Genomic DNA, 22,433 nt, shown 5'->3' with positions numbered 1-22,433 from the left:
ATCCGTCCTGCCCGCGTCCGAAGGATCGGAGTGTTCGGTCATCAACTCTCCCAGCTCCGTCGAGGGCCGGTACCGCCGATCAGCGGCACCGGAAGGAGTTCAGGCGCGGTCGGTCACTGGACCGTCACCAACAGTTTCCAGGCAACTGCACGGGAAGAGAAGCGATTTGAGGAAGAGCGGAGCTTCGGGTGGGACATCCGTGCGCTGCGGCCGGTCGCGGCCATCGGGGCCAGGGCCTGCTCGGATCCGGGTAGGGCCGACCTCCCGGCCAGGGCGGTCCACTCACCGCTCTCGTACACCAGCCAGTCGCTCATCAACGTCTTCCTCACCTCTCGGGTGCACGCCTGTCTCAGGCAGGCGGCACCCCCGATGCGGACGAATCAGAGATCTCGTCCGTGGACGGCCCGGGCACCGACCGGCCGAATGCGCAGCGGGGCAGGCGGTGCGCGCCGGCCGACCAGACGGACGAAGACGGGTACGGCCACGGTCGCCCTGCCGGTGAGTTTGCCTGGTTGTCGACGATCGCGTAATTCCCCAGGCCCACGATCGCGTCAATCCCCAGGTACGGCCCTGATCTGATCGTTGCTCAGCTTGGGTCTTGGTGCCGGTCGGGGCGAACACCGGTGCCGTGAAGTACGCCGCCGCCGCCAGCCTGGCCGACATCCGTCGTGACCCCGTCGCCCGCTGAATTCAGTTGCCTGGACAAGCGCGCTGCCCACAGGATCTGCCCATGACCACGACCGCTGCTTTCCTGCCGCCGACCTCCACCGCCCGACTGGTGCGAGTCCAGCAGCAGCCCGGCCGACTGCGGAGGCCGACTCTCACCCGGTCGTGATCGCCGCCCTGGTCGCGGGACTCCTCGCCGGCTACGGCATCGCCATGCCAGTGGGAGCGGTCGCGACATATCTGGTGGCCCTCACAGCTCGGACGTCTCTGAAGGTCGGTTCCTTCGCCGCACTCGGTGTCGCGACCGCCGACGGTCTCTATGCGCTGATCGCGGTGATCGGGGGCTCCACACTCACCCATGCGATCGAGCCGATCATGGTTCCCTTGCGATTGGCCTCCGTCTCGGTGCTCATCACTCTGGCGGTCCGAAGCGGCGCCACGGCTGTCCGCCAGTACCGCAAGCACCAGACCACAACCCGGGCTGACGAGGCCCCCGTCAGCCCTGCGCGGGCCTACACGGCGCTGCTGGGGATCACGATGGTGAACCCTCTCACCGTGATCTACTTCGCGGCGCTCGTGCTCGGCAGCCAGACCGCAACGGCTCCGATCTACTCGGAGCAGGCCGTATTCGTCCTTGCTGCTTTCGCAGCGTCCGCCAGCTGGCAGCTTCTTCTCGCCGGCGGCGGAGCATTGCTCGGCCGAGCTCTGACCGGCAGCCGCGGGCGACTCACTACCGCTATGGCCTCCAGCACCTTGATCACCGCACTTGCCATCCGCCTGCTCATCCCGGCGTCCTGACACGACGCATCGGCTGCCGAGTGCCGACGATCACCCTGTTCCCTAACTTGACTCTGTCGGGGATCTTGGACGGTCAAGCTCAAGTACCAAGAGTCCGACAGGACTTCGGTCTGGGGGTGTCGTTCTCGTCCAGGTAGGTCTGGAAGGCGGTCGGCAGTCTCGGTGAGGGGGCCTGCTCGGTGACAGGGCGGCCGCTGAGTCGTTCGATGGTGACGGCGATGGCGGTGAGGACGTGTTGCAGGTGGGCTTTCGGCCGGCCTCGGTAGCGGCAGCAGCGCCTGCCGTGTCCGTGGGCGAACTCGCTGATGATGCCCTCGATGCCGGAGCGGACCGCGTAGCGGGCCTTCCAGTCGGGTGTCTGCTGCTCGGCGCGGACGTGCGGCTGCAGGTCGCGGAGTCCTCGCGGAGGGAAGCCCACGTTCCGGGCGCCACTGGAGCTCGTGCACCGAAGGCGGTCGGGACACGGCCGGCACTGGCTCTTGGTGAACCGGGCCACGATCAGGGGTGCCGCGGTGGGCGAGGAAGTCGGGTAGGGGCCGTGCCGCCCGGCGCTGACCTGGCCGTTGGGGCAGGTGACCTGCCGGCGGTCGAAGTCGATGTGGAAGTCGTCCCGGTCGAAGCCCTCGCGCTTGCGGTGCCGGCGGGTCGGGTTGCCTGGCAGTGGCCCGCCGACGGTGACCCGGTGTTCGCGGGCGGCTCGTTCCAGGTGGACCAGGGATGTGCAGCCACCGTCGACCAGGTGCTCGGCCGGTAGCAGCTCGCGCCGCGCGAGGCGGGTGTGGATGCCGGGCAGGGCCTGGCCGTCGTTCGTGGCGGCCGAGATGGTGGCCACGACCGTGATCACGTCGACGCTCTCCGGGGCGCGTGTCTCGGTGACATGCGCGGCGAAGCCCTTCCAGCTGATGATGTACCCGTGGCGGACGTAGCGCGCCGTCGTGTCGTGGAGGGAGACGATCGCCGAGGCGGACGGTGGCAGGCGTCGTCGCCGGCGGCGAGGATCCTCGTCTTGGGCCGGGTGGGGTTCTTGCCCGGGCGGACCGGGCGGCCGTAGCGGCGGCCCCACTCCTCGTCGACCAGACCGGTCAGCAGGTGCGAAGCGGTCCGGGCCACCTCTTCCGACGCGGCGCGGACGGCTTCGGTGGCCAGCTCCAGCCGGGTCGGTTCGTGTACGGCGGCCAGGACATGGGTGGAGTCGGTGCGCTGCGTGGTGCGCTCTCGCACGAGCCCGGCCTCCTTCGGGCGGACGAGTGCCAGATCGAGGAGGCGGTCGGCACGGTCGTCCTGGGTCAGGCGCTCTCGGAAGTCGGCGAGCATGCTGTGGTGGAAGCCGGGGTCATCCAGTTCCATGGCCATCGCGTACTTGAAGTCGATACGGCAGCGCACCGCTTCCGCCGCTTGCCGGTCCGACAGGCCGAGCAGGAACTGCAGCACGCTGACGGTGGCCAGTTGGGCGGGCGAGATGCCGGGACGTCCGTCGCGCGGGTACCAGCCCGCGAAGTCCTCGTCGTGCCAGAGCCCGTCCAACCGGTCTCTCACCCACATCGCAGTCGTCCCGCCCGGATTGCTCGCCCGCGCGATCTGCGCGGTCAGAGAAGGGACGTGCTCACCAGAACGGAGACGGAGCGACAACTGACACCTCAACAACTACAGGGTCTTCGATCAGCCCCGAGCATGCCCGCTGGTCAGATGGACGCACCGGGAAAGCTCCAAGATCCCCGACAGAGTCAAGCTAAGGTGATCGGGCGCGTCCAACCGGGGGAAGGAATCAGCACATGATGAGACGTCTTGTTCCATTGATCGCAGCGGTGTTGACCCTCGCTGCCTGCAGCTCGACCGGGTCCGCCGACCGACAGGTCAGCAGCGACGGCGAACTGGCCTGCACGCTGGTGCGGATGCTGCCCGACCGGATGCCGGACCAACCGGCCAGTGGCTCGTCGGACCACTCCTGGGACGTCGCGGTGGGCCGGCTGAACACGGCCGCGGAGCTGGCCCGGGTGGCCGCCCTGGAGGACCCGAAGTACCAGCCGCTCGCCGACACACTCGCCACTGCCCGGCAGACGTTCTCCACCACCTTCGACATCCACCGTGCCGAACCGGGCATCGAGCAGGCGCGCACCCACTGCTGACCAGCACCAGGCCACCGCCGAGGAGACCGCTGCCAGGCGGCAACCGTCCGCGCTGCGCGACATCGGCGTCCCATCCCTACCCCGGAGCCACCGAGCGGCGGCTCCGGGGCAGCCGTCCGGGGGCGGCCGTCCGGCGGTGGGCGGCCGGTGGCCGCCGTGCGCCGCCGCGGGTGTGACCGACCTCGCCGCGGTCCACAAGGGGCAGGTCCGAGCCGCGGGCGGGCACTCCGGAGGGGTCATGGCCGCCGAGCGGCGGACGGATCAGCGGGTGAAGGGCTGCCCGAACCTGGCCGGGCGGGTGGTGACCGCCCGGACGACGAAGTCCTCGCCGCCAGGACTGAGCAGGCAGGACGGCCTCCCGCCCACCGAGGGTCCAGGCAGGCCGGGCCGGTCTCGTCGAACGGTGGACCACGTCGCGCCCCGCGTCCTCCTCGGCCCGGACCAGTTGGGCGATCACCGGAACCCGGTTCCCGCCGGCCGAGGCCGGCAACATCGTCGCCCGCCGGTGGCGCACCGTGTTCGTGCTGCCCCGACGCAGGATCCGCTGTAACTGCCGGCCCTCCTGGTCCGCGAGTCTGCGGCCCCAGAGCCTGCGTGCCGCCGCCGGAGTACCCGCGGCCACGACCGGACGTGACGCCGCCAAGAAGGTGCCGGGCCGCAAGCGAGGGCCGGCTGTTGACGTGCCGGGCCTGATGATCGCCGTGGTGGTGCTGGCCGCCTCCGTCCACGACAACGCCTTCGGCACCGCGTCGCTGGACAAGGTCGTCGGCGGGACCTCGACGGTGACGAAGGCGCTGGTGGACCAGGGGTTCAAGAAGGCCGTGGTCGACCACGGCGCCGGCCTGGGCATCGCGGTGGAAATCGTCGAGCGCAACCTGGTCGGCCGAGGTTCCATCCCGCAGCCGATCCGCTGGAGGGCGGAGCAGACCAACGGGATCTTGGTGCTGCGCCGCAGGCTGGTCCGTGACTACGAGCACCGCCCGGCCAGTTCCGAGCCCCGGGTGTACTGGGCGATAAGCGGCGTGAGGTCCCGTCGGCTGACCGGAACAGCTGACCACGCTGCTGAACGGACTCGCCCAGGCCGCCGAACACATCACGATCACCCGCAGGACACTCCTGGAACTGCCCGACGAAACGCCTCCGGCACCGGCCACACCGACTCCGGCCCTGCCGGACGGCCCCGCCTACCGGCAGATCATGGCCGTGTTCGCCGAAACCGACGCCCCGCTACGCGCGCGGAACGTATGCGAGGCAATGGACCTGGGCTCCATTCCGAACAACATCAACAACGCCCGCATCAAACTGAAGCGCCTGACCGGGCGCGGAATTCCGACCGAGAGCGAGCCAGGACTGTTCACCAGGCCACGATCCTGACCCCCCGGCAAGCCCAGGACCGGCCCGCCCCCCAACCGCAACACCGAACCGGGCATCAGCTCACGTACCGCCATCTCAAGCTCGCGATTTTCGCGGCCCTGCGCTCCACGGTGGTACGGGGCGAGCGTCCGGCAGGTCAGTGTGCCCGGGCGAGGTCCAGCAGGAGGTGCATGATCGCAACCGGCAGTGCCGGATTGCCTGCGGCAGCCAAGGCATGGGCCGGCAGGGTGAGCCGCCGGAGCAGTTCGTCGGCGGGCAGCCTGGGGTCGCGCACCGCCCAGCCGCCCACCTCAGGGTCGTCGGCGAGCCGCAGCACCAGCTCCGGCCCGGCCTCCGGGTCGTCCAACGCGGCTTGCCGCAGCCGCGGGTTGGGGTCCTCGGCGAACCGGGCCAACCCGGGCCGGGCGAAGTTGCGGTGGCGACGGTACCCCGACCAATACCGGTCCTGCACCGTGGCGTACAGCTCCACCAGCAGCTCGTGCGGCGCGTCCTCGCACCGCTCGGCCAGCGTGCGCCGCACCCACTCGTCCTCGTCCGCCGCCAGCAGGGCCACCACGTCCGGCGCCAGGTGCGGTTGAGCCGCGAGCACCCGCCGCAGCCCCACGTGCGCCGACCTCGCGATCCGGCGGGCCGCCTCCGGATCGGGCGCCTGCCGTGCGATCCAGGACGGCGGCGACCAGAGGTGCTGCCACACCGTACACGGAATCACGGTGCGCTGTTCCTCCGTCAGCTCCTCCCGCATCGACACCGCGAGCCGGACGTCGTTCTCGGGATCCTGCGCCAGTCGCAGGGCGAGGACGGTCGGTACCTCGGGATCAGCGGCGGCCTTCATCCGCACCGCCGGATCCGGGTGCGCCACCCGCTGATCCGCCGTCAGTACGATCGGTGGCTCCTGCACCGCGGCGGGCGGCTTCTCCCTCTCGCCGACGATCCGCCGGATCTTCGGGTTCGGGTCCTCCGCCAGGATCTCCAGCACCCCCGCGGGGATACGGCGCTTGTACTCGAAGAGCATGACCGCATACACGAGCCGGACCTGGGGTTCCGGATCCTGCGCGAGCCGGGCCAGAACCTCGACGTCCGCCGTCGCGTTCTCCGTCACGTCCAACCGGTGCTGGACCTCTGGCGAAGCCACCAGCAGCTCCGTCGCTGCGGTATCCAAGGTCCTGCTCCGGAGCCAGAGGCTCGACGCCGGCAGCTCGTCGAACTCCAGCAGCCGGGCCAGCACCTCCACCGGTAGCACCTGATTGCCCGCCAGCCCTCGGAGCCAGCCGTCCACCACATCGCCGTCCGTAGCTGCCCGCTCCAGCGCCCCACCCAGTCCGTCCATCCGGCCATTCTCGCTGGTCCGACGGAGCAGCCATCTCAACCTCGTGCGAAAGCGGATATCAACTCACATGCCGTCCTCTGAAATTTCGGTCGCTTCGGTCGCTTGACGGTGGTCGAGCTTGTGACAGGCGGCAGGCGCCTTCGGCGCTGCCCCGCTACGGCTTACTCATTTGTCCCAGGTCTCACTGCCGGTACACGCCCGTTAGCAGTACGGGAACGGGGCCCAGCTTCCGGCGCTCATGGAATCCGGGACGTTTGCCGTGGACCCGGAACCTTGGGGAGGGCCGTGGCGGCTGTGGGACGAGATTGATCCGGGCGAGGCTGAGGCACGCGGCATCTACCCGCCAGTCCATGCCCTGTCCGACGGCGTGCCCGGGGCCAGTGTCATTGCGCCCGGTGATATCCGTGGGACCCGGTTGATTCCCGAGAAGCGTGGCGGTGCCTGCTGTGGCGTCGACGAGGTCGACGGGCCCAACATGGCCTGCGAGGCATGCGCCCTCCCCGTGGCGACCAGGGTCGACGGTTGCTCGCTCTGGCAGATGGTGAGACTCGGCTCGGACGTCGCGCACCGCGTCCCCGTCGACGGTATCCACCTTCTGATCGCCTCCCAGGGGCAGCCGGTGAAGGTTCCGGACGGGCTGGACCTGGACCCCTGCAGACCCGACCACACCGACATATGAACCGCCCCGGGTTCGGTGGAGGCTCGATTTCGTGTAAGGATTCGAGTCATGGCACGTCCCTCTTCCTACCCGCCTGAGCTGCGGCGTCGTGCGGTGCGTATGGTCGCCGAGGTCCTCGGTGACTACCCGAACGAGTCGGCCGCGCTTCGGGCCGTCGCGGAGAAGCTCGGTATCGGCTCGGCCGAGACGCTGCGCAACTGGGTCCGACGGGACCAGGTCGACTCCGGGCAGCGCCCGGGGACGACGACTGAGGAGTCCGCGCAGATCAAGGCGATGAAGAAGGAGATCGCCGAGCTGAAGCGCGCGAACGAGATCCTCAAGGCCGCGGCGAGTTTCTTCGCGGCCGAGCTCGACCGGCCACATCTGCGCTCGTAGCGTTCATCGACGGGCACCGGGGCCACTTCGGCGGTGTCGAGCCGATCTGCCGCGTGCTCACCGAGCACGGCTGCAGCATCGCCCCCTCCACCTACTACGCCTTCAACAACCTTGCCGCCTCCGCCCGTTCGGTCCGGGATGCGGAGCTGAAGGATCTGATCACGGCAGCGTACGAGGACAACTTCCGGGTCTACGGCGCCCGCAAGATCTGGCGCGAGCTGAACCGCCGCGGCCACACGGTGGCCCGCTGCACCATCGAGCGGTTGATGCGCGAGCTCGGCATCACCGGGGCCGTCCGCGGCAAGCGCGTGGTGACCACGGTCCCCGACCCGTCCGCGGCGCGGGCGCCCGATCTGGTCGACCGCGACTTCGTCGCCTCGGCGCCGAACCGGTGCTGGGTCGCGGACTTCACCCACGTGGCGGCGTTCGCCGGCGTCGTCTACGTCGCGTTCGTCGTGGACACCTTCTCCCGTCGCATCGTCGGCTGGTCCGCCGCGACCACGAAGCGGACCAGGCTCGTCCTGGACGCCCTGGAAATGGCCCTGTGGCAGCGCGACCGCGACGGATATCCGCCCGGACGGGGCGAGTTGATACATCACAGCGACGCGGGCAGTCAGTACACATCTTTCCGCCTGGCCGAGCACCTCGACGCCGCCGGCATCGCCGCCTCCATCGGATCCGTCGGCGACGCCTACGACAATGCCCTCATGGAGAGCACGATCGGGCTGTTCAAGACGGAGCTGATCAAACCCCGGCGGCCCTGGCGCACGCTGTCGCAGGTCGAGCTCGCCACCGCCGAGTGGGTCGACTGGTACAACCACCGCCGACTCCACGGTGAGATAGGCCACGTCCCGCCCGTCGAATACGAGAACACCTACCGCCTCACAACCGCAAAACCACAGGTCACAACCACAAGCTGAGGTCTCTATCGAACCCGGGGCGGTTCAGACCCGGATCGCCCCGTACACGTTGGTGTCGAAGGCGCCGTGGACCTCCTCGGCCGTGCTGTCCGCGGGCGGCACGATCCGGCCGGGGGTGCCGGCGTTGTTGACCAGGACGTCGAGCCGGTCGGTGTGCTCCCGGACGAGCCGCAGGGCTCCGGCGACCGACTCGTCCGAGGTGACGTCCAGCGGGACCAGGACCGCGTCCGCGCCCTCGGCGGCCAGCTTCTCCACCGCGGCCCGTCCGCGCTCCTCGTCGCGCGAGCCGAGGAAGACGGTCCAGCCCGACTCGCCGAGCCGACGGGCGGTTTCGTAGCCGAGTCCCTTGTTGGCTCCGGTGACCAGTACCGAGGTCCGTCGCATCTCCGTTGTCCTCTCACGTGGTGATGCGTTTAGCATCTCGGCAGGTCAGCAGCGGAACAACGGGCGGTCCGTGGACCTATCGATAACACGGGGGTTATGGATGGAGCTGCGCGACATCGAGATCTTCCTGGCCCTGGCCGAGGAGTTGCACTTCGGTCGGACCGCCGAGCGGTTGCACGTCTCGCAGGCCCGGGTCAGCCAGTCGATCACCGCTCAGGAACGCCGGCTCGGCGTGAAGTTGTTCGACCGCACGAGCCGCCGGGTGGCGCTCACCCCGGTCGGACGACGGCTGCGCGAGGACCTCCAGCAGGCCGTCGACCTGCTGCACGCCGGACTGGCCCGCGCTCGGGCGGCCGGTCCGGGTGCGGAACGAACCCTGCGGCTGGGGGTGTTCGGCCATGCCGGGTACGAACTGCGGCCGCTGGTCGAGGCGTTCCGGGCCGCCCACCCCGGCGGCGACATCTAGTTCACCGAGGTCAACGGCTGCGACCCGTTCAACGCGCTGCGCAGCGGGGACCACGACGCCAACGTGCTGTGGCTGCCGGTCGCCGAACCCGACCTCACCGTCGGCCCCACCGTCCTGATCACCGGACGGGTTCTGGCGGTAGCCGCCGGCCACCCGTTGGCCGAGCGCGGCAGCGCCTCGCTGGAGGACCTCGCGGACAACCACGTCGCGGACTTCGGCCCGGACGCCCCGGCGTACTGGGTCGACGCCATGGTGCCGCTGCGCACCCCGCTCGGTCGGCGGGTGCCGCGCGGGCCGAGGGCGCGGACCCTGCACGAGATCCTCTCGCTGGTCGCCGCAGGGCGCTGCGTCCACCCGCTGGGCGAGATCGCCGCCCGCTACAACCGGCCCCCGGGGATCGTCTTCCTGCCGGTCCACGACGCCCCGCCGCTGCGCTTCGCCCTCACCTGGCGCTCAGCCACCGACGACCCCGCCCTGCACGCCCTCGCCCGCACTGCCGCCGGGCTCGGCCCCGTCACCCTGGCTCCGTGACGGACGGGGGCCGTGCCCGACCGGCGTTGCACGCGCCCCCGGCGTCCGCCCTACCGCGGCATCAGCAGCCGCTGTCGGCGGTCACGTGGTCGCCGGCGGCATCTGCTTCAGATCGTCCTGGCACTCGACGCGATCACGGACGCGTGCGGCTGCACGCTCCACGAGGCGGTCGACCCCTTCGGTGCGCGGCATGAGGAGCTCCGCCGCGACCGGCCGAACGACTTCCAGGTGAGCCGCGTGGAATACGGACGCAACGTCTGCACCTGACTGGTGCGCAAAGCCCTGTTCGGGATGGAGCACTCGAACGAGTACGCCGACGGCGAGGGCGAGGGCGCCGCGGGTCGGGGCGGGCAGCGCCAGGGCCCGTGGGCCGCGCAGCACGGACCGGTGACCTGTCTCACCGGGCTTTGGTCGGCCTCGCCGGGCTTTGACCGCTCGCCGCTGTCTGCCCGTCCCGCTCTGCGGGCTCAGGCGAGGGCGGTGGCCAGCAGGGCGAAGGCGGCGACGAGGACGGCGACGCGGGCGTAGTGGTAGCGGTCCCAGCGGGCGCTCTGCTCCCGCCAGTCCGCGGGCCGGTTCTCGGGGGTCCACGCCTTGCTCTGGTTGTTGATCGGGACGAGCAGCAGGATCGACATGGCCACGCTGAGGGCCAGCAGCCCGGCGGCGGTGACGACCAGGCCGGCGCCGGAGCGGTGCCATCCGGCTATGGCCCACACGGCGCTCAGGGCGAGGGAGGTGAAGTACCAGAACGGCATCAGGGCGCCGAGCATCCGGCCGCCGTGGGCGCGGCCGAGCTGGTAGCTGTCCTCGGGCAGTGCGCCGAGGATCCGGTTGACGATGAAGGCGACCGTGAACTCCACCCCCACCATCAGGCCGGCGACGACGACGGTGAACACCTCAAGTGCCTTGAACATGACGGCCCCTCCTGGGATCTAGCATTGCTAGGTGACGTGGTAACGCTAGACCTAATATCGCTCCCTTGTCTAGCGATGCTAGGATCGAGTCATGTCGGTACAGGAACGCAAGGAACGCGAGCGCGCCTCCCGCGAGCACCTCATCGTGGCCACGGCCCGCGAACTCGCCGAGCAGCAGGGCTGGGACGCGGTCACCACCCGCCGGCTCGCCGAGCGCATCGAGTACAGCCAGCCCGTCCTCTACAGCCACTTCCGCGGCAAGCGCGAGATCATCGGCGCCGTCGCCCTCCAGGGCGCCACCGAGATGGCCGCGGCGGTGCGTGCCGCGACCTCCGCCGCCCACGGCCCCCGCGCCCGGGTCGCCGCCCTCGCCCGCGCCTACCTCGACTTCGCCGAACGCAACCCGGCCGTCTACGACGCCATCTTCCAACTCGACGGCGGCCTCGCATACGCGCAGGAAGACACCCCGGAACCCCTCAAGGACGCCTTCGCCGCCCTGATGGAGACCCTCGCCGAGGTCGCCGGAGGAGTACACCCCGGACTGTTCACCGAGACCTTCTGGGCAGCCCTGCACGGACTGGCCTCCCTGACCCGGGCGGGGCGACTGCCGCCGGCCGAAGCCGAGCAGAGGCTGGAGCTGCTGGTGAGCCGACTCGCCACCACCTGACACACCCACAGGACGACAGGACGACAGGACGACAGGACGACAGGACAGCCGAAGCCCCTCCCGCCCAGCTACCGGCCCACCACCCCGTCAACACGACCACGAAGCCGCCCACGGACAGAGCCCGACCCGTCGAACTCCGCTGAGAAGCCGTTGTCTTCCCGGTAGCGGCGGGCGTGTTTCCGCTGGTCAGGCGTAGCGTCGGGGCCTCGGCGGCAGGGACGGGGTGTCGTCTCGTCGGTGGAGGTGCCGGATGCCGTCGGTGGTGGGGCTGTTGGAGGAGCGCGAGCGTGCTGCACGGCAGCGGATGGAGGTTCTGCGGGCCGAGCTGCGAGAGGCGGAAGTCACGTGGGAACGGTTCGTGATCACCCGTCAGACGGTGGCCGAGGTCCTGGCGGAACCTCCTGCGGGCGAGGAGCCGCTGTCGGTCGGGGTGGCCGGTGAACGGCCTGCGCGGGTCGCCGGGGCGGTGCCCGGGCCGGTGGTTCCCGCCTGGCGGGAAGGGCTCGATCTCGTCTCGCTGGCGCCGGACCACCGACGGCTCGTGGAGGTCCTGGCGGGCAGCGGGAGGAGGTGGACTGTCGGCGGCTCGCTGCGGCACTCGGTCTGGAGGTGGTCGCGGCGAAGGTGGAGGGAGTGCGGTCGAAGGTCGAGCGCCTGGCCGCGCGGGGCTGGCTGATCGAGAATCGTCCGGGGGTGTTCAGTGTGCTCGCCGGACGAGCCGGCGACTCATGACCGTGCTCATCGACCACCGGATCATCGCCTCGGAGGTGTCGGTGCCGGCCTCGCAGTCGCGAGCCAGGCGGCGTGAGCGCATCAGCCACCTCTTGGGCAGCACGGTGAACCCGGCGGTGGCGTCGTTGCGTTTGACCACGGTCAGCACGATCCGCCAGGCGGCACGGGCGAGGTCGACCAGGCGTCCGGTGTAACCGCCGTCGGCCCGCACCAGCGTGATGCGCCAGCGCCGCTGACGCAGTCGGGCCAGCAGAGTGCGGCTGGCCTCGCGGTCGGTGACGCAGGCCGCGGTGACCAGGTAGCGCACCGCGTCCACCAGTTGGCGGGGGCAGTAGCCCTCCGGCTGCCCGCCGCGGCCTTCCAGCCAGGCGGGCACGGGCATCGCGTCGCGCACGACGGCCCACTCCGCATCGGTCATGTCCGACGGGTACCTCGGACGCCTGTGCGGGCGGCCCCCGGCGGGCGGAACTGGTGCCCGCCCGCCGGGTGGTGGTGTCGGGTCAGCCCGAGCAGGTGGCCAGGAGGATGGTGACGACGGTGCAGGTCGCGGTGTCGCTGTCGTTGGCGGCGTTGGGGTCGGCGGGGGCCGAGGCGGTGCGGGTGCCGGTGACGTGGACGGAGCCGAGGGAGAGCAGGTGCAGGGGGAACTGGAACGACTTGCCGGCGCTTGCCCCGTTGGCGAGCGTGCCGTAGGTGCAGGTCACGGTGCCGGGCGTGGTGGTGCAGCCGGCGGAGAGGTTGGTGGCGGTGGCACCGGGCGGCAGGGTGGCCGTCACGGTCGCGGAGGTGAGCGGGGCGGGGCCGTTGTTGCGGGCGGTGAGGGTGTAGGTGAGGTAGGGCACCAGGATGCCCAGGTGGGGCTGCGCGGCGACGTCGACGGCGATGTCCGCGGCCGGCGGGGTGTTGACGGTGGTGGACTGGCTCGCGGTGTTGTTCGCGGGGGCCGGGTCCGCCTCGGTGGCGGTCGCGGTGGCGGTCGCGGTCACCGTGCCGGTGGCTCCCGTGGTGACGGCGACGGTGACGGTGGCCGACGCGCCGTTGGGCAGGGCGCCGAGGGTGCAGGTGACGGTCGGCGCGGTGACGGCACAGGTGCCCTGGGAGGCGGTGGCCGAGGCGATGGTGGTCGCCGCGCCGGAGAGGGCGAGGGTCGCGGTCGTACCGGTGGCGCCGCTGTGGCCGTGGTTGGTGACGGTGGTGGTGTAGGTGAGCGGGTCACCCCGGTGGACGGGGTCGGCGGAGTCGCTGACGGTCACGGCGAGGTCGGCGGCCGGCGGGGCGCTCGGGTGGGGGAAGGCGATCGCGTACGGGAACGACCCGAGCGGGAAGGACGCGCTGACGGTGTTGGTCGTGGTGTCGATCACCGACACGGTGCCGGCGTAGCCGTTGGGCACGTAGAGGTGGGTGCCGTCGGGGGTGGACGCGGATTCGAACGGGCCGCGGCCGACGCCGACGGTGGCGACGATCGTGTTGGTGGCGGTGTCGATGACGGAGACCGAACTGTCCCCGTTGCTGGCGTAGGCGCGGGTCCCGTCCGGGGACAGCGAGAGGCCGAACGGGCCGTAGTCGACCGCGACGGTGGCGGTGACGGCGTTGGTGGCGGTGTCGATCACCGACACCGACCCGGAGTTCTGGTTGGTCACGTAGGCGTGGGTGCCGTCCGGGGTGAGCGCGATGACGTTCGGCTTGGCGCCGACCGCGACGGTGGCGGTGACGGCGTTGGTGGCGGTGTCGATCACCGAGACGGTGTTGGCGTTGTTGTTGGACACGTAGGCGCGGGCACCGCCCGGGGACAGGGCGATGCCGAACGGGCCGTCCCCGACCGGGACGGTCGCGGTCACGGTGTTGGTGGCGGTGTCGACGACGGAGACGCTGTCCGCGCCGAAGTCGGCGCTGTACAGGGTGCTGCTGTCCGGCGACACCGCGAGCTTGATGGGGCTGGAGCCGACCGCGACGGTGGCGGTGACGGCGTTGGTGGCGGTGTCGATCACCGACACCGAGCCGGAGCCGCTGTTCGCCGTGTAGACGTGCGCCAGGTCGGGAGAGACCGTGACCCCGGTCGGGCTGCCGCCGACGGGGATGGTGGCGACCACGGTGTTGGTGGCGCTGTCCACCGCCCGCACCACGTTGTCGGACAGATCGGCGATGTACGCCACCGGGGCCGGCGCGAGCGCCTGCGCGCTCGGGGCGGCCACGGCGACCAACCCGGTCACGAACAGGGCCGCGGACGCCGCCAGCGCGGTGACCCGCCGGCGCCACCCGCCGGAGGCCGGACGTAAAACGGAACGCGAAGACATGGGATGCCTCTTTCCATCTCGGTGTCCGCCCGCGCCGGCCACTTCGGAACAGGTGAGCGCGGCCCCCACCGGCGGCCCTGGTCACCGCCACCGCAAGAAGCCCGCGACGATCCGAACATCCCAACTGACCGACGGGAAAGCCCCGCCGCCAACGAGCATGCTGGCCGCGACCACCGCCCGGGACCCGAACACCGCATCCCGCCGTCCGCGCCCCCGCAACGACCGAAAACCGCCCCGCGGTCACGCGGAGACCACGGAGCACTTCAGCGATGCGGGGCCTGGTCGACGGGCTGCACGAGCGCGTCCCAGCGGACGGCCGCCCCGACCTCGCGCACAAGCTGACTGAACCGCCCCGGGTTCGGTGGGAACTCGATTTCGTGACGGAATCGAGTCATGGCACGTCCTTCTTCTACCCGCCTGAGCTGCGCCGTCGTACGGTGCGCATGGTCGCCGGGTCCTCGGTGACCATCCGAACGACTCGGCCGCGCTGCGGTCCGTCGCTGAGAAGCAGGGCATCGGCTCGGCCGAGACGCTACGCAACTGGGCGCGCCGGGGCCAGGTCGACTCCGGACGGCGCCCGGGCACGACCACGGGGAGTCCGCGCAGATCAGGGCGGTGAAGGAGATCGCCGAGCTGAAGCGGGCGAACGGGATCCTCAAGGCCGCGGCGACTTTCTTCGCGGCCGAGTCCCGGGGGGAAGGCTCGCTCCGGCTGGTCCACCAGCCCTGCGGCCTCGTCCAGATCCGCTGCACCGCAGAGGCCGGCGCCACCATCCGGCGGTACACCAGACTGCTCACGCAACCGCAGCCCCACCCCTGCACCGGCCTCCCCCGCCCCCTGGGGTGAGCGGGCAGCCGGCCCGCCGACGGGTGAACGCCCCGTGCCCACGTGATCGTCCGCGTCCGTCACCGGCCGCCGGATCACCGCACGCCGTCGGTGGGGGCGGGAACCGAGCCCGTGCCGAACCGGCGGTCAGGCGTGCGGGACGACGGCGACCGGGGCGGTGCAGTGGTGGATCGCCGCGTGGGCGACCGCGCCGAGACGGGTGCCGAGGCGGTGCTCACGGCGGCCCACCACGACCAGGTCGGCGTGGACCGAGGCGGCGACCAGCGCGTTCGCGGCGCCCCCGGTCCTGGTCTCGGCGACCGATTCGACGTCGGGGTGCGCCGCCCGGACCGCGGCGAGGGCCTTGGCCAGTGCGTCCCCGACCTCGGCGCCCCGGAGTTCGACGTCCTCCTGCGGCGGCACCCAGCCCGCCGCCGTCCAGAACGGGACCATTTCCCACCCGTGCACCGCCCGCACCCGGGCTCCCCTGCGCTCGGCCTCGGCAAACGCGAACTCCAGCACCGCCGCCGAGGACTCGCCCGCCACGCCCACGACGATCTCGGGACGGCCGGTACCGTCGCCGGAGGCGGCGGGCGCGGCGTCGCGCACCAGGACCACCGGGGTGGTGCTGCGGGCGGCGACGGCCAGGCCGACGGAGCCCACCAGCAGGCCGGCGAAACCGCCGAGGCCGCGCGAGCCCAGCACGACGAGCCGGTGGTCGGCGGCGCGGGCGAGCAGGGCGTCGACGGGGTCGTCGGCCACCGCCTCGGTGACGACGTCCAGGCTGGGGTGGACGTCGCGCAGCCGGTCGGCGGCCTCGTCCAGCTCCGGCAGGGCGCTGTGGCGGGGCGCCGCCGCCGGCCGGTCGGTCCGGGCCGATCCGAGCCAGGGCCAGGCGTGGACGATCCGCAGCGGCTCGCCCCGCTGGGCCGCCTCGGCGGCGGCCCAGCCGACCGCCGCCTCGGACCGCGCTGATCCGTCGAACCCGGTCACGATTCCGTGGGCCATGGCCGTTCCCCTTCCGTCGGGCGGTGATTCGGTGTCCCGCCTCCGGGTTCCATGCTGCTGTTCGCGGCGGGCGCCCCCCAGGGCCCGACAGTCCTTCGTGCAGGTCCAAGGTCCCTTTTCGCAGCGGGACTTGGTGTGGGGGCCGGGCGGCGTCGGCGGGGTGTTCAGCGCAGCCGGCTGCGGGCCCGGACCACCGACCGCGCGGCCCGCCACCGGCCCGGGCCCCGGCGGTCACCGGCCCGCGCGGCCGCCAGGGCGACCAGCGGGAGGGCGTAGACCAGGTGGTGGTCACGGCCGGGTTGGTCGGATCCGCTGGGCGCCCCGCCGGCCAGGTGCCGGGCCGGCGGCCACTCGGCCGTCCGCACCATGGCGAGCAGCAGCGTTCCCGCCACCGCCGCCGGGCGCAGCGCCACGCCCGCGACCAGGGCCGCGCCGATGCCCAGTAGGCCGAGCATGAACAACCGGTCCGCCCACGGCCGGCCCAGGCGTGGAAGGTGGACCGCAGCGGACCGGCCGCGACGTGGCTGAGGAAGCCCTTGGTCGGCGAGCCGTCCTAGACCAAGGCGCCTTCGGACCTGGTGGAGTAGCCGAGCCCGAAGACCTTGTCGGGGAAGGCCCGGAGGAAGACGAGCCCGAGGGCCACCCGTGCGGCGGCGAGTGCGCGCCCGGCGGGCTCGTGGCCGAGACCCGCGGTGCGGGTGTCGATCGGGGTGCGGGGCGGTTCCGCGGTGGACGTCATGGCGGTCTCCTCGCGTGCGCTGCCGACCCGTCAGGAAGCCCTGGCCGAGGTGGGTTCGAGCTCCGTCCGGTGGACGGGCGGCCCGGGACCAGGATCCGGGGCGCGGCCCCGTACGGCGCTGGTCCGTTGGTCACCGGCCTGCGCTCGTTGGGCCCCCGTCCGGCATGTTGCCGCCGCCGGGGAGCCCGGGTCCGCGCGGCGGGGACGGTCGGCCCCCTCGCCCGGCCCCAGCGGCCCTACGGCGCCGGGCGCCGCCGCACGAAGGTGGAGTCATCACCGGGAACCAGGAGGCACACCGTGCAGGAGCAGAACGTGGTACCGCGCAGGATCGTGGTCGGGGTGGACGGGTCCCCGTCCTCCGTGGACGCGCTGCGCTGGGCCGTCGGCCAGGCGCACGCGGTCGGTGCGGACGTCGAGGCGGTGACCGCCTGGCAGCACCTGTCCGCGCCGGGCTGGTCCGGGCACCCCGACGACGCGGACTTCGCCGCGGGCATCGCGCGCAAGACCCTCGACGCCGCCGTCGCCGAGGCGGCCGGCCCCGGGCGACCGGTCCGGATCGCCGCCCGGGTGGTCAGGGGCGGCGCGGTCGCGTCCCTGCTGGCCGCGGCGCGCGGCGCCGAACTGCTGGTGGTCGGCGGCCGCGGCCACGGCGGGTTCGCCGGGGCGCTGCTGGGGTCGGTCGGCCAGCACTGCGTCCAGCACGCGCCGTGCCCCGTCGTCGTGGTCCGCCACGACGCGGCCCGGGCCTCCGCCCGATGACCCGCGACCGCGCAGGAGCAGGAGCAGGAGCAGAAGCAAGAACAGGAACAGGAACAGGAACAGGAACAGGAACAGGAAGGACAGCGACGATGCGACACCGAAGCGTGGGCCAGTTGATGACCCGTCCGGTGGTGAGCGTGCGGCCCGGCACCGGGTTCAAGGAGATCGCCCGGCTCCTCGCCGAGCACGACGTCGCGGCGGTGCCCGTGCTGGACGCCGAGGACCGGCCCGTCGGGATCGTCTCCGAGGCGGACCTGCTGCTCGGCGAGTGCGCCCGGGAGGACCCGGCCGGCCTGCTGCTCGTGCCCGGCCTGTCCCCCGAGCAGGCCGCCCGCAGCCGGGCCACCACCGCGGGCGAACTGATGAGCCGCCCGGCGCTGTGCTGTCGCCCCGAGTGGACGGTCGTGGAAGCCGCCCGTCGGATGCAGCACGCGCACCTCAAGCGGCTCCCGGTCGTCGACGAGGCCGGCCGGCTGATCGGCATCGTCAGCCGTGGCGACCTGCTGCGGGTCTTCCTGCGGCAGGACCGGGCGATCCGGGAGGAGATCCGCCACGACGTCCTCGACGGGGCGATGGGCCTGTCCCCGGACGGCCTCGGCGTCACGGTCGAGGAGGGCCGGGTCACGCTGACCGGCACGGTGGAGCGGCGCAGCCTCGCCGACGTGCTGGAACGCCTGTGCCGCAGCGTGGACGGCGTCGTGGACGTCACCGTGCTGCTCGACCACCGCACCGACGACACGGCGGGCCCCGGCGCGGAGCGCTGAGCGGCACCGATCCGCCGCACCGGGCCCCGGCCGGGCCCGCCCGCCTCCGTCACCCCACCCGTACGGTGCGGGAGGGCCCGGGGCCCGCCCTCCCGCAGCTGGGGCCGACTGCTACCCCCGGGGGGTCTCGGCGCCGGTCCGGCGGACGCGGGTGGTGGTGCGCCGGTAGAGGCGGATGCCGAGGGTGCGCCACAGGAGGCGGGCGGGGGCGGGCATCTGCGCGAGGAACAGCTGCCGTTCCCGCGCGGTCGCGTCCTCGAGGATCGCGCCGAGGAAGACCAGGAGCCTGGCCTTGGGGACGCTGCGGCGCCCGCGTTCACCGACCTCGGACCACTCGCGGGCCGTGATGTGGTCGGCCATCAGGGGCAGGAGGTGCTCCTCCTCGTCGTCCATGTGGGCCGCGGCGCACCGGTCGAGCGCGCGCAGGGCCTCGGCGAGGCGCAGGGCGGTGTCGCGGTCGGCCCGGGCGCGCCAGTCGTGCGACAGTTCGGTGGCCGCGGCCAGCGCGTCGGCGACGGCCGCGTGCTGGTGGGCCATCCGCACGACGACGTCGGTGCCCGGGACGGCACGCTCGCGCAGCTTGGGCCACAGCAGGTCGTCCTCGCCCTCGTGGTGCTCGCCCAGGGCGCCGAGGAGCAGGTCGAGGTGGTCGGCGAGGACGGCGGTGCGCCGCCGGTCGCCCGGGGCGGCGGTCTCGACCAGGTCGGCCAGGAGCGGTATCTCGCGGCGGAAGACGCGGTGCAGGACCACCATCTCCTGCGGGTCCAGACGCTTGTCGGCGGTGACCTGGCCGGCGGTGGCGGGCATCGGGGTCCACTTCTGCGGGGGAACGGTGATCGTTCCGGGGAGCCGAAGCCTAGCGGTCCCGGCTCTGCCGTCGGCCATCGGGCCGGGCCGCCCACCGGTGGGCGGTCACACGGCGTGCAGGCCGTGGGCGGTGAAGCGCGTACGGGCCGCCTCGACCTGTTCGGGCGTCGGGGACGGCGTCCCCGCGAGGGTGAACTCGCGGCCCAGCGCGGTCCACTTGGCCGCCCCGAGCTTGTGGAAGGGCAGGACGTCGACCCGGGAGACGTTGCCCAGCACGGCGGCGAAGGCGGCCACCCCCTCGACGTTGTCGGCCGGGTCGGTCAGGCCGGGGACGAGGACGAAGCGGACCCAGACGTCCTTGCCGAGGTCGGCGAGGCGGCGGGCGAAGTCCAGGGTGGGCTCCAGCGGGCGTCCGGTGAGCCGCCGGTACAGGGCCCGGTCCCAGGACTTGATGTCCAGCAGGACCAGGTCGACGTCGGCGAGCAGGGAGTCACTGGCGCGCGGGCCGAGGTAGCCGGAGGTGTCCAGCGCGGTGTGCAGGCCGAGTTCGTGCTTGAAGCGGTGGAACAGCTCGCCGGCGAACACCGGTTGGAGCAGCGGTTCGCCGCCGCTGACGGTGGCGCCGCCGCCCGCGGCGCGGATGAACGCGGTGTACTTCGACGCCTCCGCGACCACCTCGTCCGCGCTGGTGCGCTTGCCGTTGCCCGTTCGCCGGGTGTCGGGGTTGTGGCAGTAGAGGCAGTCGAGCGGGCAGCCGGCCAGGAAGGTGACGAAGCGGGTGCCGGGGCCGTCCACGCCGGTGGAGAGGTCCCAGGAGTGGACCGCTCCGGTGACCGGGCGCCGGGTGGCGGCTCCGGCCGGCGTGGCGGCGGGGGCGGGCGGCGGGCCGGGCGGCAGGTCGGGTCCGGATGGTGCGGCCATGGCGGGCTCCTCGGTCGGGGGCGCGGCCGCCGGCCGGTGGGCCGGGGGCCGCGCTCCGCGTGGGCGGGCTACAGCGAGCCGTGGAAGGTGCGGTTGACGACGTCGAGCTGCTGTTCCCTGGTCAGCCGGACGAAGTTGACCGCGTAGCCGCTGACCCGGATGGTCAGCTGCGGGTACTGCTCGGGGTGCTCCATCGCGTCGAGCAGGGTCTCCCGGTTCAGCACGTTGACGTTCATGTGGAACCCGCCGACGGCCGTGTACCCGTCGAGCACGCCCGCCAGGTTGCGCACCCGCTCCTCGGGGGTGCGGCCCAGTGCGTCGGGCGTGACGGTGTTGGTCAGCGAGATGCCGTCCTGGGCCGCGTCGTAGGGGAGTTTCGCGACCGACATCGCGCTGGCCACGTACCCGTGGGTGTCGCGCCCGTTCATCGGGTTGGCGCCGGGCGAGAACGGCTCGCCGGCCCGGCGGCCGTCCGGGGTCGCGCCGGTCTTCTTGCCGTACACCACGTTGGAGGTGATGGTCAGCACCGACTGGGTGTGCTCGGCGCCCCGGTAGGTGGGGTGCTTGCGCACCTTGCGCATGAACTCCTCGACCAGCCGCACCGCGATCTGGTCGGCCCGGTCGTCGTTGTTGCCGTAGGCCGGGTACTCGCCCTCGATCTCGTAGTCGACCGCGAGGCCGGTCCCGTCGCGCACCGGGCGGACCTTCGCGTGCTTGATCGCGGAGAGCGAGTCCGCGGCGACCGCGAGGCCGGCGATGCCGCAGGCCATGGTGCGGCGCACCGCGCGGTCGTGCAGGGCCATCTCCAGGCGCTCGTAGGCGTACTTGTCGTGCATGTAGTGGATGACGTTCAGCGCGTGGACGTACGTCTCGGCCAGCCATTCCAGCTGCCGGTCGAGGCGGGCCGTCACCTCGTCGTAGCCCAGGACCTCGGAGGTGAGCGCGCCGGTGGCGGGGCCGACCTGGGCGCCGGACTTCTCGTCCCGGCCGCCGTTGATCGCGTAGAGCAGCGTCTTGGCGAGGTTGACCCGGGCGCCGAAGAACTGCATCTGCTTGCCGACCTCCATCGCGGAGACGCAGCAGGCGATGGCGGTGTCGTCGCCGGAGCGCGGGCGCATCAGCTCGTCCGACTCGTACTGCACGCTGGAGGTGTCGATCGACACCTGCGCGCAGAACTCCTTGAAGCCCTGCGGGAGTTTCGGCGACCAGAGGACCGTCATGTTCGGCTCCGGCGCCGGGCCCAGGTCGTACAGCGTCTGCAGGTAACGGAACGAGGTGCGGGTGACCAGCGGGCGGCCGTCGGTGCCGATGCCGCCGATCGACTCGGTGACCCAGGTCGGGTCGCCGGAGAACAGCTCGTCGTACTCGGGGGTGCGCAGGAAGCGGACGATCCGCAGCTTGATGACGAAGTCGTCGACCAGTTCCTGTGCCTGTTCCTCCGTCAACAGCCCGGCTGCCAGGTCCCGTTCGAGGTAGACGTCCAGGAAGGTGGAGGTGCGGCCGAGCGACATCGCCGCGCCGTTCTGCTCCTTCACCGCCGCCAGATAGGCGAAGTACAGCCACTGGACGGCCTGGTGGGCGGTGCGCGCCGGGCCGGAGACGTCGTGGCCGTAGCTCGCGGCCATCGCCTTGAGCTCCTCCAGGGCGCGGATCTGCTCGGCGAGCTCCTCGCGCTCGCGGATGGTGTCCTCCAGCGTGCGCGGGTCGCTCGGCGCCGCGTCCAGGGACGCCTTCTCCTCGCGCTTGGCGGCGATCAGCCGGTCCACCCCGTACAGCGCGACCCGCCGGTAGTCGCCGATGATCCGGCCGCGCCCGTAGGCGTCCGGCAGGCCGGTGACGATCCCGGCCTTGCGGGCGGCCCGGATCTCCGGCGTGTAGGCGTCGAAGACGCCCGCGTTGTGGGTCTTGCGGTAGGCCGTGAAGACCTTCTCCAGCTCCGGGTCGACCGGGTACCCGTAGGTCTCCAGCGCGCCCGCGACCATCCGCCAGCCACCGTTCGGCATGATCGCCCGCTTCAGCGGGGCGTCGGTCTGCAGGCCGACGACCAGTTCGTTCTCCCGGTCGATGTAGCCGGGGGCGTGCGCGGTGATGGTCGAGGGCGTGTCGTGGGAGACGTCCAGGACGCCCTTGGCGCGCTCCTCGGGGAACAGGGCGGTGATCTTCCGCCAGACCCCGGTGGTCCGCCCGGTCGGGCCGGCCAGGAAGGAGCCGTCGCCCTCGTAGGGGGTGTAGTTCTGCTGGATGAAGTCGCGGACGTCGATCGCGTCGCGCCACAGGCCGCCCTTGAAGCCGTCCCAGGCCCCGGTCGGCGCGGACGTGGCGGGGTGCTGCTGCGAGGTGGTCATCTCGGGTGTCCT

Annotated in this window: 24 protein-coding genes and 2 pseudogenes; 11 read left to right on the top strand and 15 right to left on the bottom strand. The window is 72.1% G+C overall.

Translation table 11 applies throughout. The features are described 5' to 3' along the window. Positions 1-113: 113 nt before the first annotated feature. Positions 114-314 carry a hypothetical protein gene (locus OO48_RS13460; protein WP_033215564.1) on the bottom strand — a complete coding sequence of 67 codons (201 nt, stop codon included), beginning with the start codon at positions 312-314 and terminating at the stop codon, positions 114-116. A 517-nt stretch (positions 315-831) separates the two neighbouring features. On the opposite strand from OO48_RS13460, the gene OO48_RS13455 reads away from it, so the two are divergent. Then, positions 832-1,464 (top strand): LysE family transporter, encoded by a 633-nt coding sequence (locus OO48_RS13455; RefSeq protein WP_033215562.1) that lies wholly within the window; start codon positions 832-834, stop codon positions 1,462-1,464. 79 nt (positions 1,465-1,543) lie between these two features. On the opposite strand, the gene OO48_RS39770 is transcribed toward OO48_RS13455, so the two are convergent. Then, the gene (locus tag OO48_RS39770) at positions 1,544-2,308 is read right to left on the bottom strand and encodes a transposase (protein WP_245194628.1); all 765 of its coding nucleotides are present in this window, start codon (positions 2,306-2,308) and stop codon (positions 1,544-1,546) included. Then, positions 2,305-2,988, bottom strand: a complete 684-nt coding sequence (locus OO48_RS39765; RefSeq protein WP_245194627.1) for a transposase — start codon at positions 2,986-2,988, stop codon at positions 2,305-2,307. Before OO48_RS39765 ends, OO48_RS39770 begins: the two co-directional genes overlap by 4 nt. Positions 2,989-3,269: 281 nt before the next feature. Between OO48_RS39765 and OO48_RS13445 the strand changes: the two genes are divergently transcribed. Further along, positions 3,270-3,590 (top strand): hypothetical protein, encoded by a 321-nt coding sequence (locus OO48_RS13445; protein WP_157845443.1) that lies wholly within the window; start codon positions 3,270-3,272, stop codon positions 3,588-3,590. A gap of 264 nt (positions 3,591-3,854) precedes the next feature. Here OO48_RS13445 and OO48_RS41185 read toward each other — a convergent pair. Further along, positions 3,855-4,212: pseudogene (locus OO48_RS41185) on the bottom strand (helix-turn-helix domain-containing protein); the annotation flags it as partial. Positions 4,213-4,787: 575 nt separating this feature from the next. On the opposite strand from OO48_RS41185, the gene OO48_RS38885 reads away from it, so the two are divergent. Then, positions 4,788-4,964 (top strand): hypothetical protein, encoded by a 177-nt coding sequence (locus OO48_RS38885; protein ID WP_167346442.1) that lies wholly within the window; start codon positions 4,788-4,790, stop codon positions 4,962-4,964. 136 nt (positions 4,965-5,100) lie between these two features. Here the strand turns inward: OO48_RS38885 and OO48_RS35130 are convergent, their stop codons facing one another. Continuing rightward, entirely contained in the window at positions 5,101-6,291 is a 1,191-nt protein-coding gene (locus OO48_RS35130) for a hypothetical protein (RefSeq protein WP_051732092.1), read from the bottom strand. A gap of 238 nt (positions 6,292-6,529) precedes the next feature. On the opposite strand from OO48_RS35130, the pseudogene OO48_RS34405 reads away from it, so the two are divergent. Together OO48_RS34405 and OO48_RS13415 are read left to right on the top strand one after the other, a co-directional pair. Beyond that, positions 6,530-6,940: pseudogene (locus tag OO48_RS34405) on the top strand (hypothetical protein); the annotation flags it as partial. Between the two features lie 78 nt (positions 6,941-7,018). Then, positions 7,019-8,265, top strand: a protein-coding gene (locus OO48_RS13415; RefSeq protein WP_245194626.1) for an IS3 family transposase whose coding sequence is annotated in 2 segments (ribosomal slippage) — positions 7,019-7,298 and positions 7,298-8,265 — 1,248 coding nt in all. Because the reading frame shifts where the segments join, the coding sequence is not laid out codon by codon here. A 24-nt stretch (positions 8,266-8,289) separates the two neighbouring features. On the opposite strand, the gene OO48_RS13410 is transcribed toward OO48_RS13415, so the two are convergent. After that, a complete protein-coding gene (locus OO48_RS13410) occupies positions 8,290-8,649 on the bottom strand; it encodes an SDR family NAD(P)-dependent oxidoreductase (protein WP_033215636.1) in 360 nt (119 codons plus the stop codon). 100 nt (positions 8,650-8,749) lie between these two features. Between OO48_RS13410 and OO48_RS39250 the strand changes: the two genes are divergently transcribed. Both OO48_RS39250 and OO48_RS39245 read left to right on the top strand, forming a co-directional pair. Further along, positions 8,750-9,115: a LysR family transcriptional regulator gene (locus OO48_RS39250; protein WP_209439471.1), complete on the top strand. Its 366-nt coding sequence runs from the start codon at positions 8,750-8,752 to the stop codon at positions 9,113-9,115. Between the two features lie 63 nt (positions 9,116-9,178). Then, entirely contained in the window at positions 9,179-9,646 is a 468-nt protein-coding gene (locus OO48_RS39245; RefSeq protein ID WP_245194625.1) for a LysR substrate-binding domain-containing protein, read from the top strand. 467 nt (positions 9,647-10,113) lie between these two features. Here the strand turns inward: OO48_RS39245 and OO48_RS13395 are convergent, their stop codons facing one another. Beyond that, positions 10,114-10,560: an anthrone oxygenase family protein gene (locus OO48_RS13395; RefSeq protein ID WP_033215548.1), complete on the bottom strand. Its 447-nt coding sequence runs from the start codon at positions 10,558-10,560 to the stop codon at positions 10,114-10,116. Between the two features lie 91 nt (positions 10,561-10,651). On the opposite strand from OO48_RS13395, the gene OO48_RS13390 reads away from it, so the two are divergent. Then, positions 10,652-11,227 carry a TetR/AcrR family transcriptional regulator gene (locus OO48_RS13390; RefSeq protein ID WP_033215545.1) on the top strand — a complete coding sequence of 192 codons (576 nt, stop codon included), beginning with the start codon at positions 10,652-10,654 and terminating at the stop codon, positions 11,225-11,227. Positions 11,228-11,924: 697 nt separating this feature from the next. On the opposite strand, the gene OO48_RS13380 is transcribed toward OO48_RS13390, so the two are convergent. Together OO48_RS13380 and OO48_RS13375 are read right to left on the bottom strand one after the other, a co-directional pair. Further along, entirely contained in the window at positions 11,925-12,377 is a 453-nt protein-coding gene (locus tag OO48_RS13380) for an IS5/IS1182 family transposase (RefSeq protein WP_033215543.1), read from the bottom strand. Positions 12,378-12,459: 82 nt separating this feature from the next. Next, positions 12,460-14,253, bottom strand: coding sequence for a YVTN family beta-propeller repeat protein (locus OO48_RS13375; RefSeq protein WP_063830670.1), 1,794 nt, complete (start codon positions 14,251-14,253; stop codon positions 12,460-12,462). A 615-nt stretch (positions 14,254-14,868) separates the two neighbouring features. On the opposite strand from OO48_RS13375, the gene OO48_RS13370 reads away from it, so the two are divergent. Then, positions 14,869-15,099 (top strand): hypothetical protein, encoded by a 231-nt coding sequence (locus OO48_RS13370; protein WP_033215541.1) that lies wholly within the window; start codon positions 14,869-14,871, stop codon positions 15,097-15,099. Between the two features lie 126 nt (positions 15,100-15,225). Here the strand turns inward: OO48_RS13370 and OO48_RS13365 are convergent, their stop codons facing one another. The 3 genes from OO48_RS13365 to OO48_RS41175 form a co-directional block, all read right to left on the bottom strand. Then, positions 15,226-16,086 (bottom strand): universal stress protein, encoded by an 861-nt coding sequence (locus OO48_RS13365; protein ID WP_033215539.1) that lies wholly within the window; start codon positions 16,084-16,086, stop codon positions 15,226-15,228. 164 nt (positions 16,087-16,250) lie between these two features. Further along, on the bottom strand, positions 16,251-16,541 hold the full coding sequence (locus tag OO48_RS41180; protein ID WP_051732091.1) for a hypothetical protein: 291 nt from the start codon (positions 16,539-16,541) through the stop codon (positions 16,251-16,253). A gap of 98 nt (positions 16,542-16,639) precedes the next feature. Then, positions 16,640-16,825: a hypothetical protein gene (locus OO48_RS41175; RefSeq protein WP_051732090.1), complete on the bottom strand. Its 186-nt coding sequence runs from the start codon at positions 16,823-16,825 to the stop codon at positions 16,640-16,642. Positions 16,826-17,122: 297 nt separating this feature from the next. Here OO48_RS41175 and OO48_RS13355 point away from each other — a divergent pair, with 297 nt between their 5' ends. Both OO48_RS13355 and OO48_RS13350 read left to right on the top strand, forming a co-directional pair. Continuing rightward, a complete protein-coding gene (locus OO48_RS13355) occupies positions 17,123-17,584 on the top strand; it encodes a universal stress protein (protein ID WP_245194624.1) in 462 nt (153 codons plus the stop codon). Positions 17,585-17,673: 89 nt separating this feature from the next. Further along, the gene (locus tag OO48_RS13350) at positions 17,674-18,348 is read left to right on the top strand and encodes a CBS domain-containing protein (protein WP_033215537.1); all 675 of its coding nucleotides are present in this window, start codon (positions 17,674-17,676) and stop codon (positions 18,346-18,348) included. 111 nt (positions 18,349-18,459) lie between these two features. Here OO48_RS13350 and OO48_RS13345 read toward each other — a convergent pair whose 3' ends face one another. The 3 genes from OO48_RS13345 to pflB form a co-directional block, all read right to left on the bottom strand. Next, positions 18,460-19,155 carry a hemerythrin domain-containing protein gene (locus OO48_RS13345; protein WP_051732089.1) on the bottom strand — a complete coding sequence of 232 codons (696 nt, stop codon included), beginning with the start codon at positions 19,153-19,155 and terminating at the stop codon, positions 18,460-18,462. 105 nt (positions 19,156-19,260) lie between these two features. Further along, entirely contained in the window at positions 19,261-20,076 is an 816-nt protein-coding gene (gene pflA, locus OO48_RS13340; protein WP_051732088.1) for a pyruvate formate-lyase-activating protein, read from the bottom strand. Positions 20,077-20,144: 68 nt separating this feature from the next. Continuing rightward, positions 20,145-22,421 (bottom strand): formate C-acetyltransferase, encoded by a 2,277-nt coding sequence (pflB, locus tag OO48_RS13335; RefSeq protein ID WP_033215535.1) that lies wholly within the window; start codon positions 22,419-22,421, stop codon positions 20,145-20,147. Positions 22,422-22,433 lie beyond the last annotated feature (12 nt).

The sequence above is a fragment of the Kitasatospora phosalacinea genome (assembly GCF_000716545.1).
Taxonomy (GTDB): Bacteria; Actinomycetota; Actinomycetes; order Streptomycetales; family Streptomycetaceae; genus Kitasatospora; species Kitasatospora phosalacinea.
This window is presented reverse-complemented; position numbering and strand designations above follow the sequence as displayed.

What these genes read in the sequence shown, in the direction of transcription:
- OO48_RS13460 (WP_033215564.1), bottom strand. Translation starts at nt 314, where the DNA reads ATGAGCGACTGGCTGGTGTACGAGAGCGGTGAGTGGACCGCCCTGGCC.
- OO48_RS38885 (WP_167346442.1), top strand. Translation starts at nt 4,788, where the DNA reads ATGGCCGTGTTCGCCGAAACCGACGCCCCGCTACGCGCGCGGAACGTA.
- OO48_RS35130 (WP_051732092.1), bottom strand. Translation starts at nt 6,291, where the DNA reads ATGGACGGACTGGGTGGGGCGCTGGAGCGGGCAGCTACGGACGGCGAT.
- OO48_RS13410 (WP_033215636.1), bottom strand. Translation starts at nt 8,649, where the DNA reads ATGCGACGGACCTCGGTACTGGTCACCGGAGCCAACAAGGGACTCGGC.
- OO48_RS39250 (WP_209439471.1), top strand. Translation starts at nt 8,750, where the DNA reads ATGGAGCTGCGCGACATCGAGATCTTCCTGGCCCTGGCCGAGGAGTTG.
- OO48_RS13395 (WP_033215548.1), bottom strand. Translation starts at nt 10,560, where the DNA reads ATGTTCAAGGCACTTGAGGTGTTCACCGTCGTCGTCGCCGGCCTGATG.
- OO48_RS13390 (WP_033215545.1), top strand. Translation starts at nt 10,652, where the DNA reads ATGTCGGTACAGGAACGCAAGGAACGCGAGCGCGCCTCCCGCGAGCAC.
- OO48_RS13380 (WP_033215543.1), bottom strand. Translation starts at nt 12,377, where the DNA reads ATGACCGATGCGGAGTGGGCCGTCGTGCGCGACGCGATGCCCGTGCCC.
- OO48_RS13375 (WP_063830670.1), bottom strand. Translation starts at nt 14,253, where the DNA reads ATGTCTTCGCGTTCCGTTTTACGTCCGGCCTCCGGCGGGTGGCGCCGG.
- OO48_RS13365 (WP_033215539.1), bottom strand. Translation starts at nt 16,086, where the DNA reads ATGGCCCACGGAATCGTGACCGGGTTCGACGGATCAGCGCGGTCCGAG.
- OO48_RS41180 (WP_051732091.1), bottom strand. Translation starts at nt 16,541, where the DNA reads ATGCTCGGCCTACTGGGCATCGGCGCGGCCCTGGTCGCGGGCGTGGCG.
- OO48_RS41175 (WP_051732090.1), bottom strand. Translation starts at nt 16,825, where the DNA reads ATGACGTCCACCGCGGAACCGCCCCGCACCCCGATCGACACCCGCACC.
- OO48_RS13350 (WP_033215537.1), top strand. Translation starts at nt 17,674, where the DNA reads ATGCGACACCGAAGCGTGGGCCAGTTGATGACCCGTCCGGTGGTGAGC.
- OO48_RS13345 (WP_051732089.1), bottom strand. Translation starts at nt 19,155, where the DNA reads ATGCCCGCCACCGCCGGCCAGGTCACCGCCGACAAGCGTCTGGACCCG.
- pflA (WP_051732088.1), bottom strand. Translation starts at nt 20,076, where the DNA reads ATGGCCGCACCATCCGGACCCGACCTGCCGCCCGGCCCGCCGCCCGCC.
- pflB (WP_033215535.1), bottom strand. Translation starts at nt 22,421, where the DNA reads ATGACCACCTCGCAGCAGCACCCCGCCACGTCCGCGCCGACCGGGGCC.